The organism is Frigoribacterium sp. AC759, from assembly GCF_979256015.1.
On the sequence record NZ_CEEDMT010000005.1, the window covers coordinates 62,769 to 77,725 of the forward strand.

At 67.5% G+C, this 14,957-nt stretch carries 12 protein-coding genes; 11 read left to right on the top strand and 1 reads right to left on the bottom strand.

Annotation, left to right across the window (positions count from 1 at the left end):
• Entirely contained in the window at positions 1 to 1,218 is a 1,218-nt protein-coding gene (gene fdhA / locus ACZ6JE_RS06705; RefSeq protein WP_192058253.1) for a formaldehyde dehydrogenase, glutathione-independent, read from the bottom strand.
• A 162-nt stretch (positions 1,219 to 1,380) separates the two neighbouring features.
• Here fdhA and ACZ6JE_RS06710 point away from each other — a divergent pair, with 162 nt between their 5' ends.
• The 11 genes from ACZ6JE_RS06710 (at position 1,381) to wecB (ending at position 14,956) form a co-directional block, all read left to right on the top strand.
• Positions 1,381 to 3,387: a polysaccharide biosynthesis protein gene (locus tag ACZ6JE_RS06710; protein ID WP_464318513.1), complete on the top strand. Its 2,007-nt coding sequence runs from the start codon at positions 1,381 to 1,383 to the stop codon at positions 3,385 to 3,387.
• Positions 3,388 to 3,555: 168 nt separating this feature from the next.
• Positions 3,556 to 4,995: a tyrosine-protein kinase domain-containing protein gene (locus tag ACZ6JE_RS06715; RefSeq protein WP_464318514.1), complete on the top strand. Its 1,440-nt coding sequence runs from the start codon at positions 3,556 to 3,558 to the stop codon at positions 4,993 to 4,995.
• A 7-nt stretch (positions 4,996 to 5,002) separates the two neighbouring features.
• Complete coding sequence (locus tag ACZ6JE_RS06720) at positions 5,003 to 5,635, top strand: arsenate reductase/protein-tyrosine-phosphatase family protein (protein WP_464318515.1); 633 nt, start codon at positions 5,003 to 5,005, stop codon at positions 5,633 to 5,635.
• Positions 5,635 to 6,615: a hypothetical protein gene (locus tag ACZ6JE_RS06725; protein WP_464318516.1), complete on the top strand. Its 981-nt coding sequence runs from the start codon at positions 5,635 to 5,637 to the stop codon at positions 6,613 to 6,615. Before ACZ6JE_RS06720 ends, ACZ6JE_RS06725 begins: the two co-directional genes overlap by 1 nt.
• Positions 6,612 to 8,435, top strand: coding sequence for a polysaccharide biosynthesis protein (locus ACZ6JE_RS06730; RefSeq protein WP_464318517.1), 1,824 nt, complete (start codon positions 6,612 to 6,614; stop codon positions 8,433 to 8,435). The genes ACZ6JE_RS06725 and ACZ6JE_RS06730 overlap by 4 nt, the downstream gene beginning before the upstream one ends.
• Positions 8,432 to 9,445 (top strand): MraY family glycosyltransferase, encoded by a 1,014-nt coding sequence (locus ACZ6JE_RS06735; RefSeq protein ID WP_464318518.1) that lies wholly within the window; start codon positions 8,432 to 8,434, stop codon positions 9,443 to 9,445. Before ACZ6JE_RS06730 ends, ACZ6JE_RS06735 begins: the two co-directional genes overlap by 4 nt.
• Positions 9,438 to 10,403, top strand: a complete 966-nt coding sequence (locus ACZ6JE_RS06740; RefSeq protein WP_464318519.1) for an NAD-dependent epimerase/dehydratase family protein — start codon at positions 9,438 to 9,440, stop codon at positions 10,401 to 10,403. Before ACZ6JE_RS06735 ends, ACZ6JE_RS06740 begins: the two co-directional genes overlap by 8 nt.
• Complete coding sequence (locus ACZ6JE_RS06745) at positions 10,400 to 11,656, top strand: glycosyltransferase family 4 protein (protein WP_464318520.1); 1,257 nt, start codon at positions 10,400 to 10,402, stop codon at positions 11,654 to 11,656. The genes ACZ6JE_RS06740 and ACZ6JE_RS06745 overlap by 4 nt, the downstream gene beginning before the upstream one ends.
• Positions 11,653 to 12,714, top strand: a complete 1,062-nt coding sequence (locus tag ACZ6JE_RS06750) for a polysaccharide biosynthesis protein (RefSeq protein WP_464318521.1) — start codon at positions 11,653 to 11,655, stop codon at positions 12,712 to 12,714. Before ACZ6JE_RS06745 ends, ACZ6JE_RS06750 begins: the two co-directional genes overlap by 4 nt.
• Entirely contained in the window at positions 12,711 to 13,805 is a 1,095-nt protein-coding gene (locus ACZ6JE_RS06755) for a polysaccharide biosynthesis C-terminal domain-containing protein (RefSeq protein WP_464318522.1), read from the top strand. The genes ACZ6JE_RS06750 and ACZ6JE_RS06755 overlap by 4 nt, the downstream gene beginning before the upstream one ends.
• On the top strand, positions 13,802 to 14,956 hold the full coding sequence (wecB, locus tag ACZ6JE_RS06760) for a non-hydrolyzing UDP-N-acetylglucosamine 2-epimerase (RefSeq protein ID WP_464318523.1): 1,155 nt from the start codon (positions 13,802 to 13,804) through the stop codon (positions 14,954 to 14,956). The genes ACZ6JE_RS06755 and wecB overlap by 4 nt, the downstream gene beginning before the upstream one ends.
• Position 14,957: the final 1 nt, after the last annotated feature.

Genomic DNA, 14,957 nt, shown 5'->3' on the forward strand with positions numbered 1-14,957 from the left:
TCAGGCCTTGATGTAGTCGTTCGGGTTCAGCACGTACTTCGTCGCCGCTCCCTTGTCGAACATCTCGTAGCCGCGCGGGGCGTCCGTGAGGCTGATCGCCTCGGCGTGGACGTTCTTGGCGATGCTCGTGCGGTCGTGGAGGATCGCCATCATCAGACCGCGGTTGTACTTCATCACCGGGCACTGACCCGTGGTGAACGAGAGCGACTTCGCCCAGCCCGTGCCGAGGCTCAGCGACAGCGAGCCCTTCTGCGCGGCCGCGTCGATCCCGCCCGGGTCGCCGGTGACGTACAGCCCGGGGATGCCCATGGCCCCGCCCGCCGCCGTGATGTCCATCAGCGAGTTGAGCACGGTGGCCGGCGCCTCCTCGCCCGAACCGCCGCCGTGCCCCTTGGCCTCGAAGCCGACGGCGTCGATCGCGCAGTCGACCAGCGGCTCGCCGAGGATCTGATCGATCTGCTCGCCGGGCTCGCCCTTGGTCAGGTCGACGGTCTCGCAGCCGAAGCTCCGGGCCTGGGCGAGGCGGTCGGCGTTCATGTCGCCGACGATGACGACGCTCGCGCCGAGCAGCAGCGCACTGGTCGCGGCGGCGAGACCGACGGGGCCCGCACCGGCGACGTAGACGGTCGAGCCGACCTCGACCCCGGCCGTCACGGCGCCGTGGAACCCGGTCGGGAAGATGTCGGAGAGCATCGCCAGGTCGAGCACCTTCTCGAGGGCCTGGTCGCGGTCGGGGAACTTCAGCAGGTTCCAGTCGGCGTAGGGCACGAGCACGTACTCGGCCTGGCCGCCCACCCAGCCGCCCATGTCGACGTAGCCGTAGGCGCTGCCGGGGCGGTCGGGGTTGACGTTCAGGCAGATGCCCGTCTTGCGCTCCTTGCAGTTGCGACAGCGGCCGCACGCGATGTTGAACGGGACGGAGACGATGTCGCCGACCTTGATGAACTCGACGTCGGGGCCGACCTCGACGACCTCGCCCGTGATCTCGTGGCCGAGCACGAGGTCGGTGGGGGCGGTGGTGCGGCCGCGCACCATGTGCTGGTCGGAGCCGCAGATGTTCGTGGCCACGGTGCGGAGGATCGCCCCGTGGTTGACCTTGCGACCGATGTTCGCCGGGTTGACGCCCGGCCCGTCCTTCAGCTCGAAGGTCGGGTAGTCGACGTCGATGACCTCGACCTGGCCCGGACCCTTGTAAGCGACCGCGTGATTCGTTGCCATGGTGATCCTCCTTGATCACTCGGGGCACGGGATCGTGCCCGTGATCACACGCTAGGACGCCGAGGAGGCGCGGGTCGCGTTTCGCAGCCGCTCATCAGCAAGATCACCCGTCGCCTTCCAATACCGCCCTTCGCATGTCACCTTATGTTTCACATGTTGAATATGAGAGAATCGCAGTCGGCGTCGTGGCAGGAGGTCGATCAGGGTGCTGACGGCACGGCCTCCCTCCGGCGCTCGATGCCGCGCCCGGCGCCGACCCCGATCGAGACGAGGACTCCCGTGGAATCACGCAACGACGACCGCCGCCGCCCGACCCGACGGGACTCCCCCGCTGCCGCCGACGCGGCAGCGGCCAGGTTCATGCGGTCGCCGGCCCGGCGCACGTCGCTGCTGATGGCGGCCGATGCCAGCGCCTGGGCCGCGGCGCTCGTCTTCGCCGTGCTCGTGCGCTACGACTTCGCGGCGCACCAGATCGCCTGGGGTTCGACCGCCGTCGCCGTCGCCGTGGCCGTGCTGGTCCACGCCGCCGCCGGCTTCGCCACCGGCGTCTACCGTCGGCGCTTCGTGTCGGGCAGTGCGCTCGAGGTCCGTGCGGTCGCGGGCACCGTCGTCCTCACGGGTCTCGTCGTCGGCATCCCCGTGCTGCTCGTCGGCACCGAGATCCACCTGGCCCGCAGCACCGCCGTCATCGCCACGCCCGTGGCGTTCGTGCTGATGGGGTCCCTGCGGTACCTCGCGCGCCTCCTGATCGAACATCGCAGCCGACCGCGCGACGACGCGCAGCGCACCCTGATCTTCGGCGCCGGGCGACTCGCGAACCACCTCGTCCGCCGTATGCTGACCGACCCCGACTCGGCGTACGTGCCCGTCGGCCTCATCGACGACGATCCGACGCGGGCGGGTCTGCGCATCGAGGGCGTCCGCGTGCTCGGCACGCGGAGCGATCTCGTCCGGGCCGCGGCGGACTCCGGCGCCGAGGCGCTCATCGTCGGCATCGCCCGGGCCGACGCCGCCCTGCTGCAGGAGGTCACCGATCTGGCGGCGACCGCGGGCCTCCGGGTGCTGGTGCTGCCGCCCCTCGCCGACGTCCTCGACGGTCGGTCGCGCCTCCGTGACGTCCGGGACATCGCCATCGAGGACATCATCGGCCGCCACCCGGTCGACACCGACGTCGAGTCGATCGCGGGCTACCTGTCGGGCTCCCGGGTGCTCGTCACCGGGGCGGGCGGCTCGATCGGCAGCGAGCTCTGCCGGCAGATCGCCCGCTACGCGCCGGCCGAGCTGATCATGCTCGACCGCGACGAGACCGGGCTGCAGCAGGCCCAGCTGTCCATCTCGGGCAACGGCCTGCTCGACACGAAGGAGGTCGTGCTGGCCGACATCCGCGACGCCGCGAGCCTGCACCGCATCTTCGCCGACCGTCGCCCCGACGTCGTCTTCCACGCCGCCGCCCTCAAGCACCTGCCGATGCTCGAGCAGTACCCCGACGAGGCCTGGAAGACCAACGTGCTCGGCACCCGCAACGTGCTCGACGCGAGTCGGTCGGTCGGCGTGACGACGTTCGTCAACATCTCGACCGACAAGGCGGCGAACCCGACCAGCGCCCTCGGCCGCTCGAAGCGCCTGGCCGAACGCCTCACCGCCTCGGCGGCCGACGAGACCGGTGCCCGCTACCTGTCGGTCCGGTTCGGAAACGTGCTGGGCAGCCGCGGGTCGATGCTGCCCGTCTTCTCGTCGCTCATCGAGGCGGGCGGCCCTCTCACCATCACCCACCCCGATGTGACGCGGTTCTTCATGACCATCCCCGAGGCGTGCAACCTGGTGGTGCAGGCCGGCGGCATCGGGTCGCCTGCCGAGGTGCTCATCCTCGACATGGGCGAGCCCGTGCGCATCCTCGACATCGCCCAGCGCATGATCGCGTTGTCGGGTCGTGACGTCGAGATCGTCTACACGGGACTGCGTGACGGCGAGAAGCTGCACGAAGAGCTGGTGGGCGACGGCGAGACCGACGACCGCCCCGTGCACCCGAAGATCTCGCACGCCTCGGTGCCTCCGCTGCACCCGGCACTGTTGGCGACAGCTGTCGGCGACGACGCCTGGTCGCTCGCCGACCCGCTGCTCGACACCCCGACCCCGACGATCGAGAGGCCGCTGCTGAAGTCACTGTGAAGTAACTTTCTGCGCCTGTGATCACAGGCAGGGCACAGCATGTGTGAGTATTGGTCACGGCGTGATGCCGTGGGGAGCAATCAGGGTGCCGGGAGGCGCGGCCCACACGGCGGCCGCCCAGGTGTCCGACGAGATGCCTGCTCTCGATCAGGACAGGACCCCAGCCACGTGGAACTCCGTGACTACATCCGCATTCTCCGTAAAGGGTGGGTCTTCATCGCCGCCTTGACCCTTGCGGGCATCGCCGCCGGCGCGTTGTCGTCCGTACTGGCGACACCGACCTACGTCTCGTCGACGCGACTGTTCGTGTCGGTGCAGTCGCAGGACTCGTCGACCACGATCGACGCCGTGCAGGGCAGCAGCGCCGCGCAGCAGAAGGTGCGCTCTTATGTCGACGTCGTCTCGAGCGACGCCGTGCTCGCCCCGGTCATCGCCGACCTCGGGCTCGACACCACGCCCGCGGGTCTCGCCTCGCAGATCACGGCGGAGTCGCCGCTGAACACGGTGCTGATCAACATCACCGTGACGGACACCGACGCCCAGCGCGCCGCCGACATCGCCAACGCGGTCGGCACGTCGCTGAACGAGGTCGTGGTCAACGACCTGGAGACACCGGCCGACGGAGGCGCGAGCCTCGTCAAGATCGCCACGATCGTCCCCGGGTCGGTCGCCTCCGCGCCCGCGACCCCGCGCACCGCACTGAACCTGGGCCTGGGTCTGCTGATCGGCCTGGCGCTCGGTGTGGGCGCGGCCGTGCTGCGCAGCACGCTCGACACGCGCATCCACGGTTCGCACGACGTCGAGCTCGTCACCGACGCGGCCATCGTCGGCGGCATCAGCTTCGACCCGGGCGCGAAGAAGAACCCCCTGATCGTCCATAAAGACCCGCGCAACCCCCGCGCCGAGTCGTTCCGCACCCTGCGCACCAACCTCCAGTTCGTCAACGTCGAGTCGGGCAACCGCTGCTTCGTCGTCACGTCGTCGCTGCCCGGCGAGGGCAAGACGACCACGACGGCGAACCTCGCGGTGGCCCTGGCCGAGACGGGCGCCACCGTCGCCGTCGTCGACGGCGACCTTCGTCTGCCGCGCCTGGCCGACACCCTGGGGCTCGAGGGCGTCGTCGGTCTGACCGACGTGCTGATCGGGCGCGCCGAGCTGCAGGACGTCCTGCAGCCCTGGGGCCGCGGCACGATGTTCGTGCTGCCGGCCGGCCGCGTTCCCCCGAACCCCAGCGAGCTGCTCGGCTCGAAGGCGATGAGCGCCCTGCTCGAGTCGCTCTCGGCCTCGTTCGACTACGTGCTGATCGACGCGCCGCCGCTGCTGCCCGTCACCGACGCCGCCATCCTCAGCAAGCTGACCGGCGGAGCCCTGGTCGTCTCAGCCGCCGGGCGCACCACCCGCAACGAGCTGCAGTCCGCCCTGCGCAACCTCGAGCACATCGGCAGCCGGGTGCTCGGCATCGTGCTGACCATGCTGCCCACCAAGGGCCCCGACGCCTACGGCTACGGCAACTACGGCGCGTACTACGGCATGGAGCAGGACACCCCCGAGGCCGGCGTGGGCGACCTGCCGGCCACCCCCAAGACCAAGACGCGGATGGGCCGGTAGAGCACAAGTGTCATTCGACGGGGCCGACGCCCCCTCCCCCGGTTTCTCGCTGCTGACCGTCTGCACGGGCAACATCTGCCGGTCGCCGCTCGCCGAGCTGCACCTCGCCCGTGGGCTCGCCGACCTCACCTCGGTGTCGGTCTCCAGCGCCGGCACGATGGCCGTCGACGACGACGTCATGCCCGAGCAGGCCCGCGCCCTGGCCCGCTCGTTCGAGCTGGAGCCCGACGAGCACCGCGCGCGGTTCCTCTTCGAACGAGACGTGCGTGATGCCGACCTGGTCATCGCGCTGGCACGCGAGCACCGTCGCGCCGTGGTCGCGATGCACCCCCGAGCGAGCCGCTACACCTTCACCCTGCGCGAGGCGGCACGTCTGGCGCGCGACGTGACCGACGACGAGATCGCCGCGGCGCTGTCCACCCTCGCCGACGACGCGAGCGAGGCCGACCGGCTGCGAGCCGTCGTCGAGCTGCTCGCATCGCGTCGTGGAACCGTCGAGGCCCCCGAGGACCCTCTCGACGACGACGTCGTCGACCCCTACCGCCGCTCCGACGAGACGTTCGCCGAGTCAGGGAGGCAGCTCGTGCCCGCCGCCGACGTCGTCGCCGATCTGCTGCGTCGAGCTGGAGGTGTCGCCTGATGACCGATGCACGCCGCAAGCGCGGCCAACGCGCGCGCATCCGTCGTCGACTCGCGATCGTCGGTCTCAGCCTCTTCGTCGTCGTCGACCTCGCGCTCGTCGCCTTCGCGCTGACCCGCGAGCCCGACGGACTCGCGGCCGACGCCGACACGTCGGCGCCCTCGGCGCCGGCTGCATCGTCGACCGCCCCGACCACGACACCGACCGCGACAGCCACCCCGGCACCCGTGGCCGAGGCGGCCCCTCTCAATCGGATGATCTCCGCGGTCGACGGCACGACCGCCTGGCGTGCCGAGGCCGGTGCCTGCACGTCCGACGCCGAGATCGTCCCGGCGACTCTGCAGACGACCGACACCGCCGGCACCGACTGGACGAGCTCGGCCATCACGACGGCGGTCGGCTTCGCCGGCGTCGATCGCGTGCAGGCCAGCGAAGCCGCGACGGTGTTCGTCGTCGGCCCCGCCGGTCCGTCCTGCGAGACGGCCTTCGCCCAGACGTTCACCTCCGGCGCCGCCTTCGGCGAGTACCCCGACCGACTCGACGCCTCGTGGTACGTGGCGCGCAGCGACCGCGCGGTCGTTCATGCGCCGTTCAGCGAGAACCCCGCGCCCTGCGCATCGGTCGTCGATCTCGCCGTCGTGAGTGACACCCAGGCCGCGGTGCTCTGCTCCGACCGCACCGTATACCGGACCGCCGATGCGGCGACGTCGTGGGATGCGGGTGTACCGGTCGAGGGTGCCGTCGCCATCGCGGCGGCATCGGGGACGTTCTACGTCGCGTCCACTGGAGTTGCCGGCTGCGACGGCACGCAGATCGCGACCTCCTCGTCCGCTGCCGATGACGTCATGACGCCTGTCGGGTGCTCGACGACCACCACGGACGAGCCGGGTTCGGTCGCTGTCTCCGCCGCCTCGGGCAGCGTGTGGCTCTGGGCCGGGGACGATGTCGTCGTCTCGACCGATGGCGGGGTGAGCTGGTGATCGACCGCATCCTCTCCACGCCCCTCCGCCGCACGGCTCTCCAGGTCGTGCTCGATGCCCTCGCCTGGGCCGTCGCGATCTTCTTCTCCGTGTCGCTGCGCTACGACTTCTCGTACGTCGACGTCACGTGGCGCGCCGTGTTCTTCGTCACCGTCGTCACCATGCTCGTGAGCGCCGCCCTCGGCTTCCTCACAGGGCTCTATCGTCGCCGCTTCGTCCCGGGCAGCTTCGCCGAGGTGCGGGCGATCGTGGTCGTGGTCCTCTCCACCGGTGTGCTCGTCGGTCTGCCCGTGCTGATCATCGGCACCGACATCTCGCTGGCGCGGAGCACGATCCTCATCGCCATGCCGGTCGCCTTCGTGTTCATGGGCGCCTTGCGTTACATGGCCCGTCTGTACGTCGAGAGTCAGCATCGCCCCGGAGAGAGTGCGCAGCGCACGCTGATCTTCGGTGCGGGCCGTCTGGCCAATCACCTCGTGCGGCGGATGCTGACCGATCCGGCCTCGCCGTACCTCCCCGTCGGTCTGATCGACGACGATCGGACTCGCGCCGGTCTGAGGATCGAGGGTGTTCCCGTTCTCGGCACGCGCTACGACCTCGTCGCAGCGGTCCAGCGGAGCGGGGCCGAGGCGATCATCGTCGGCATCGCCAAGGCCGACGCGTCCCTGCTGCAGGAGGTCACCGACCTCGCCGCCGAGGCCGGTCTGCGCGTCATGGTGCTGCCGCTGCTCGACGAGATCCTCGAGGGCAAGTCGCGCCTCGGCGACGTCCGCGACATCGCCATCGAGGACATCATCGGTCGTCACCCCGTCGACACGCAGGTCGAGTCGATCGCGGGCTACCTCGCGGGCAAGCGCGTGCTGGTCACCGGCGCCGGCGGTTCGATCGGCAGCGAGCTGTGCCGTCAGATCGCCAAGTTCGGCCCGGCCGAGCTGATCATGCTCGACCGCGACGAGACGGGCCTGCAGCAGTCGCAGCTGTCGATCTCGGGCAACGGCCTGCTCGACACGAAGGAGGTCGTGCTGGCCGACATCCGCGACCCGGAGGCGCTGCGAGCGATCTTCGCGGAGCGTCGGCCCGAGGTGGTCTTCCACGCCGCCGCGCTGAAGCACCTGCCGATGCTCGAGCAGTACCCCGACGAGGCTTGGAAGACCAACGTGCTCGGCACGCAGAACGTGCTCGATGCGGCCAAAGCGGTCGGGGTCACGACGTTCGTCAACATCTCGACCGACAAGGCGGCGAATCCGACCAGCGTTCTCGGGCATTCGAAGCGCCTTGCCGAGCGACTGACCGCCTGGGCGGCCGATGAGACGGGTGCGCGCTATCTCTCCGTGCGGTTCGGCAACGTGCTGGGCAGCCGCGGGTCGATGCTCCCCGTCTTCACGTCGTTGATCGAGGCGGGTGGCCCGTTGACGATCACCCACCCCGACGTGACGCGCTTCTTCATGACCATCCCCGAGGCGTGCCATCTCGTGGTGCAGGCGGGTGGCATCGGTGCGCCGAGCGAGGTGCTAATCCTCGACATGGGCGAGCCTGTGCGCATCCTCGACATCGCCGAGCGCATGATCGCCATGTCGGGTCGAGACATCGGCATCGTCTACACCGGCCTCCGCGAGGGCGAGAAGATGCATGAAGAGCTCGTGGGCGACGGCGAGAGCGACAACCGGCCTGTGCACCCGAAGATCTCGCACACCTCGGTGCCTCCCCTGCACCCGGCGCAGCTGATCGGCGTGCACGCCGAGACCGGCCCGTGGACGGCCGAGCTCACGATCGAGAACGCGAGCACGGACACGGCGATCCGAGCCGAGGGCTCCGGGTGACCGGCAGTCTGTGGGCTGCGGCCCTCCTCACGCTGGCCCTGTCGGCGCTGCTCCCCTTGGTCATCCGACCACTGCTCCGTCGTTTCGCGGTGATGGATGTTCCAGTGGCCCGGTCGTCTCATGTTCGTCCCACCCTCCGCGGAGGAGGGGTCGCCCCCGCCATCGCCATCCTCGTCGGGACGTTGTTCCTCGCCACCGACGCCTCCGGAGTGAGTGACCGGCTGCTCGTGGTGGTGGCCGTCGCCAGCACAGCCTTCGCTGCGCTCGGACTCGTGGACGACGTCCGAAGCCTCAGCTCGCGGAGCAGGGCGGCCGTCCAGGTCATCCTCGCCGCAGTCGTCTGCACTGTCATCGTGACTCTCGTAGACGGCCCGGCATGGCTCTACATCGCCGGCCCTCTCGCCATCGCAGGGTATGTGAACGTCGCGAACTTCATGGACGGGATCAACACGATCTCAGGCCTCCACGGTGTAGTAGCGGGAGCCTCCTTCGTCGTCACGGGATCTTTGGCGGATCAACCGTGGCTGATCGGCCTGGGCTTCTGCCTCGCGGCCGCGTTCCTCGCCTTCCTGCCCTGGAACGTCCTCGGTCAGCGCATGTTCCTCGGTGATGTAGGCAGCTACCTGCTCGGCGGAACGATCGCGGTGGCAGCGGTCGCAGCGGTCGCCGTGGGTGTCCCGTTCGTCGCCGTACTGGGCCCGCTGATCCCGTACTTGATCGACACGTCGAGCACGCTCGTCCGTCGTGTAGCCCGCGGTGAGCGCTGGTTCGAGGCTCATAACACGCATGTGTACCAGCAGATGGCTCGTCGACTCGGCCACGTGTCGACTTCCCTTCTCGTGAACTTCGCCGCTCTTGTGTGTGCCGCAGCGGGGACTCTGTCGTTCCGGGGAACATCGGGCACGGTCTCAGCCGTGGTCGTCTTCGTCGTGGTCGCTGTGGCGTACCTCGCACTGCCCCGTCTGGGCACCCGGATCACCGATCGAAAGGAGCGTTCCGAGCATGTCTGATCCCCGAGAGAAGGCGACGTGGGTCGTCGTCGGAGCCAGTGGCTTCGTCGGCAGCCAGATCGCAGCCCATGCACGGTCCCAGGGCATCGACGTCGTCGAGCTGGCGGCCCCTCGACTCGCGGTCATCGACTCGACTCTCGCATCCGCTCGAGATGCCGGCAGCCGAGGAGGCACAGACGAGGACGCACTCGTGGCCGTATTCGAGTCGGCACGAGTGGTCATCAACGCTGCAGGTCTCGCGACCCCGGATTCCGAGATGACGCCCGCCCTCGTCGGAGCGAACTCGGCGCTGCCTCTCCTCCTCCTCTCCGCCGCCCGGAGAAGCGGCGTCACGAGGTTCGTCCACCTGAGCTCCGCAGCCGTCCAAGGTGCCGTCGGCGTGCTGGACGAATCGACGCGGACGATGCCATTCTCCCCTTACTCGCAGAGCAAGTCGTGGGGTGAGGCGCTGCTGCTCGAACCCCCTGCGATCGGTGCGTCCTCGCCATCGCCGAGCGTCGTCGTCGTCCGTGCGACATCCGTTCAGGGTGCCGGGCGACCGACGACGCAGAGACTCCGCCGCCTCGCCGCTTCGCCCTTGGCTTCCGTGGCCGCACCGGGCGATGCCCACACGCCCGTGACGAGCGTGTCGGCGCTTGCCGACTTCGTCATCGCAGTGGCTGAATTCGACGGAGAGGTGCCGGGTGTCGTGTTGCAGCCATGGGAGGGACTGACAGTGACCAGCGTGCTCGAAGCCGCGGGAGGACGACGTCCCCTGCGGTTGCCGCGGACGTTCTGCCGTCTGGCCGTCCGTTCCGCCCGGCTGCTCTCGCGTCTTCTCGGCGGCCGCCTCACTGGCGCCATCCGGCGAGTCGAGCTCATGTGGTTCGGCCAGGGTCAAGTGGATGGATGGGCGGCGCAGGTCGGACTCAGGGCCACGCCCCATGTGCTCGAGGTCCTCAAGAACGAGGCCGCATGAGGATCGGGATCCTGTCGCAGTGGTACGACCCGGAACCCGGACCGGCCGCCATACCCGGCGTACTGGCCCGCGAGTTCGTAGCGGCTGGGCACGAGGTCCGAGTACTGACCGGATTCCCGAACTACCCTTCCGGGCGGATCTACCCGGGTCATCGTCAACGCCTGCGGATGACGAGCCGGATCGATGGGGTGACCGTCACGCGAGTTCCGCTCTATGCCAGCCACGATTCATCCGCCCGTGGTCGTGTGCTCAACTACCTGAGCTTCGCAGTGTCCGCAACGGTCTTGGGGGTCGGGGCTCTGCGGGGATGCGACGTCGTCTGGGTCTACAACTCGCCGGCGACCGTCGCGCTTCCGCTCGTCGTCCACACCCGAGGCGGACGCAAGCCCTACTTCTTGCACGTTCAGGACCTGTGGCCGGATTCCCTCGTGCACAGCGGCATGTTCCCCGACGGTCGTCTCGGCCGGGTGGCTCTGGCGGGGGTCTCCAAGGTCGTCTCGATCATGGAACGCCTGGCCCGGCGGATCGGCGTCATCTCGCCGAGCGTGACGGAGCTGATCCAGTCTCGCAACCCGGCCATCGCTCCGGACGACATCGTCTACGTTCCGAATCCGACGGACGAATCCCTGTTCCGCTTCGAAGAAGTGCCCGAACGCCATGAGAGCGACCCTTTCGTGCTCATGTACTCGGGTGCCGTGGGCGATGTCCAAGGCCTCGAGAACGTGGTCGAGGCCGTGGCATCGCTGCCGTCCGACGTCTCTCTGCGCTTCATCGTGGTCGGGGACGGGATCGCCCTGGAGCGACTGAGAGATCTCGCAAGTCGCATCGACAGGGAGCAACGCATCGAGTTCATGGGCCGCGTGGACAAGAGCCGCGTGCCGGCCCTCATGCGTCAAGCGCACGCGCACCTCGTGTCGCTGGCCAGTTCGGACTTCCTGGCGCATACGACGCCCAGCAAGATCCCCTCACTGCTCGCTTCGGGAGCCGTCGTACTCGGAGTGATCAGAGGGGACGGCGCGAACGTCATCCGAGCCTCCGGTGCGGGTCTCGTCGTTACCCCCGGCGACAGCGGAGAACTCGAAGCCGCCCTGTTGTCGCTGGTCCGACTCTCGACGAGCGACCTTCGCCAGCACGGGCGGTCAGGCCGCGAGTACTACGAGGCCAATTTTTCAGCTCGGCGAGCCGCTGCCACCATTCTTCAAGCGATGACAACCTCATCGCACCCCTCGAAAGCCGACAAGGACCGCTCATGAGCACCCCCACCCTAGATTCGTACGCAGACAAGCGCATCCTCATCACGGGCGGCACCGGTTCTTTCGGGCGCACGGTGACGCAGAAGCTGCTCAGCCAGGGGGCCGGAGAGATCCGAGTGCTCAGCCGGGACGAGGCCAAACAGGACCAGATGCGACACGACCTCGGTGATGCTCGCGTCCGGTTCTACGTCGGAGACGTCCGCGACTACTTGAGCGTCGAGCGGGCCGCTCGCGACGTCGACTACGTGTTCCACGCCGCGGCGCTGAAGCAGGTGCCGTCGTGCGAGTTCTTCCCGATCGAAGCGGTGAAGACCAACGTGCTCGGCAGCGAGAACGTCGTTCGGGCCAGCGAGGCCGCCGGCGTCGAATCGCTGGTCTGTCTCAGCACCGATAAAGCCGTGTATCCCGTGAACGCGATGGGCATGAGCAAGGCGATGATGGAGAAGGTCGCTCAGTCGCACGGGCTGAACAACCCCAACGCCGTCACCACGGTCTCGTGCGTCCGGTACGGAAACGTCATGTACTCGCGCGGATCCGTGATCCCGCTGTTCATCTCGCAGCTCAAGGCCGGTAAGGACCTCACGGTCACGGATCCCTCGATGACACGGTTCATGATGTCGTTGCCGTCGTCGGTCGATCTCGTCGAACACGCGTTCCGCAATGCGCGACAGGGCGATCTCTTCATCCGCAAGGCCGAGGCCTGCACGATGGGCGACCTGGCGCAGGCCATCATCAACATCTTCGAGAGCAAGCAGCGCGTGACCGTCATCGGCACCCGCCACGCGGAGAAGGTGTCGGAGGCTCTGGCCAACCGTGAAGAGCTGGCGCGGGCCGAAGACATGGGCGACTACTTCCGCATCACGGCCGACAAGCGCGATCTCAATTACAGCGCGTTCTTCGAAGAAGGCGACCCCGAGCAGGTGGAATACACCGACTACGACTCGCACACGGTCGATCGGATGACGATCACCGAGGTCGAGCAGATGCTCCTGGCGCTGCCCGAGGTCCGTTCCGAGCTGGCCCTGGCGGGCATCCGATCATCCGAGCGCACGGCATGAGAATCACGATGACGGGGGCCGGCGGCTTCTTGGGCTGGCACACCCGCGCCTTTCTGCACTTCCTCGGCGAGACGGACGTGCGTTCGTTCGCCGTGGGCGACCGTTTCGACGCCAGCGCTGCCGCAGACGCCGTCTCGGACAGCGACCGCCTCGTCCTCCTTGCGGGGGTGAACCGGGGTACGGACGACGAGGTCGAAGCCGGCAACATCGTCTTTGCCCAGCAGGCCGCGCACGCATTGCGGGAGGCCGACGTGCCACCTGCCTCGGTCGCCTTCGCCAACTCCACTCAGGTCGGAAACGGGTCCACGTACGGTCGAGCGAAGGAGGAAGCCGCACGGATCGTCCACGAGGCGGCGGAAGCGGTCGGCGCTCAGTTCGTCGATGTGCATCTGCCCAACCTGTTCGGTGAGCACGGCCGCCCGTTCTACAACTCGGTCACGGCCACGTTCTGCCATCTCCTGAGTCGCGGGGACCGGCCTTCGGTCGATGTCGACCGTGAGCTGAGCCTGCTGCACGCACAGCATGCCGCGGAGGCGTTGATCGGGACGATAAGCACTGAAGACCTCGCGTCCATCGCGACCACGTCAACCGTGACTGGCCTTCTGTCTACGTTGTCCACGTTCGCTGCCGACTATTCGAGAGGCGATGTCCCTCTTCTCTCGACGGACTTCGAACGAGACCTGTTCAACACGTACCGCTCGTTCGCATTCGAGGCAGCCCACTCGATACCCCTGAAGCAGAACACCGATGCTCGTGGGAGCTTCACCGAGGTCATTCGATCCCACGGAGGATCCGGGCAGACGTCGTTCTCGACGACCGTGCCAGGAGTCACACGCGGGCAGCACTACCATCGCCGCAAGATGGAACGCTTCACGGTGGTGGCGGGCAAGGCCGACATCACCCTGAGACGCCTCTTCTCCGATCAGGTCGTCACGGTCAGCGTGAGCGGCGATGCACCTTGCTCAGTCGATATGCCGACCTTCTGGGCCCACGCGATCACCAACACCGGTGACGCACCCCTCTTCACGATGTTCTGGTCGAATGAGATCTTCGACCCGGCAGCCCCCGACACCATTTCGGAGACAGTATGACCACCACCGCCCCCCGGCTCAAGGTGCTGACGATCGTCGGTACGCGACCGGAGATCATTCGCCTCTCCGCCGTCATAAAACGACTCGACGAGCATGTGGACCACGTTCTGGTCCACACGGGTCAGAACTACGACTACGAGTTGAACGAGGTGTTCTTCGAAGACCTCGGACTCCGCCGACCCGATCATTTCCTCGAGGCTGACACGAGCAGCCTCGGCGCCGTCCTGGGATCGATCCTGATCAAGACCGAGCAGGTGCTTCTGTCCGAGAAGCCCGATGCCATGCTCATCCTCGGGGATACGAACAGCAGCATCTCGGCCGTCATCGCCAAGCGCATGAAGATCCCGGTCTTCCACATGGAGGCCGGCAACCGTTCGTTCGACGAGAACGTGCCTGAAGAGACTAACCGCAGGTTGGTCGACCACGTGGCCGACTACAACCTCGTCTATACCGAACACGCCCGACGGAATCTCCTGGCTGAAGGCATCCACCCCTCGCGTATTCGTCTAACCGGTTCGCCCATGAAGGAAGTACTGCTCCAGAACGCCGAAGGAGTAGCCGCGAGCACAGTTTTGGAAGATGAAGGCATCGCTCGAGACGGGTACTTCCTCGTGAGTCTTCACCGGGAAGAGAATGTGGACCACCCGGGGCGCCTCGAATCGATACTTCGCGGTCTGAACGACCTGGGCGCTAAGTACGACCTCCCCGTCCTGGTTTCGACACATCCTCGGACCCGTAAGCGCCTGGAAGCACTGAATGCCTCATTCGACCGTCTTGTCTTCCACAAGCCGTTCGGTTTCCACGACTACCTGGCCCTTCAGAAATCAGCGCGCCTGGTGCTCTCCGATAGCGGAACCATCGCCGAAGAGTCTTCTTTGCTGCGTTTCCCTGCCGTCACACTCCGTGACGCAATTGAACGCCCGGAAGCGGAAGACACAGGTTCTATCGTGCTGGCCGGCACTAGCCAAGGCTCAATATCTTTGACTGCCGAGTATGTCTTGATGACTCTTCACGGTGGTCACACTCCGAGCGAGCCGCCTTCTGACTACGAGATCAGGGACACGTCTGCACGAGTCGTCTCTTTCATGTTCTCGACGGTCCCCACACACCACCAGCGCTCGGGGATTCGGATCCTCGAGCTGGGGCTCTAAT

Bases quoted from the DNA above. Each gene is read 5' to 3' on its own strand.
- fdhA (WP_192058253.1), bottom strand. From the start codon at position 1,218: ATGGCAACGAATCACGCGGTCGCTTACAAGGGTCCGGGCCAGGTCGAG.
- ACZ6JE_RS06710 (WP_464318513.1), top strand. From the start codon at position 1,381: ATGAGAGAATCGCAGTCGGCGTCGTGGCAGGAGGTCGATCAGGGTGCT.
- ACZ6JE_RS06725 (WP_464318516.1), top strand. From the start codon at position 5,635: ATGACCGATGCACGCCGCAAGCGCGGCCAACGCGCGCGCATCCGTCGT.
- ACZ6JE_RS06740 (WP_464318519.1), top strand. From the start codon at position 9,438: ATGTCTGATCCCCGAGAGAAGGCGACGTGGGTCGTCGTCGGAGCCAGT.
- ACZ6JE_RS06745 (WP_464318520.1), top strand. From the start codon at position 10,400: ATGAGGATCGGGATCCTGTCGCAGTGGTACGACCCGGAACCCGGACCG.
- ACZ6JE_RS06750 (WP_464318521.1), top strand. From the start codon at position 11,653: ATGAGCACCCCCACCCTAGATTCGTACGCAGACAAGCGCATCCTCATC.
- ACZ6JE_RS06755 (WP_464318522.1), top strand. From the start codon at position 12,711: ATGAGAATCACGATGACGGGGGCCGGCGGCTTCTTGGGCTGGCACACC.
- wecB (WP_464318523.1), top strand. From the start codon at position 13,802: ATGACCACCACCGCCCCCCGGCTCAAGGTGCTGACGATCGTCGGTACG.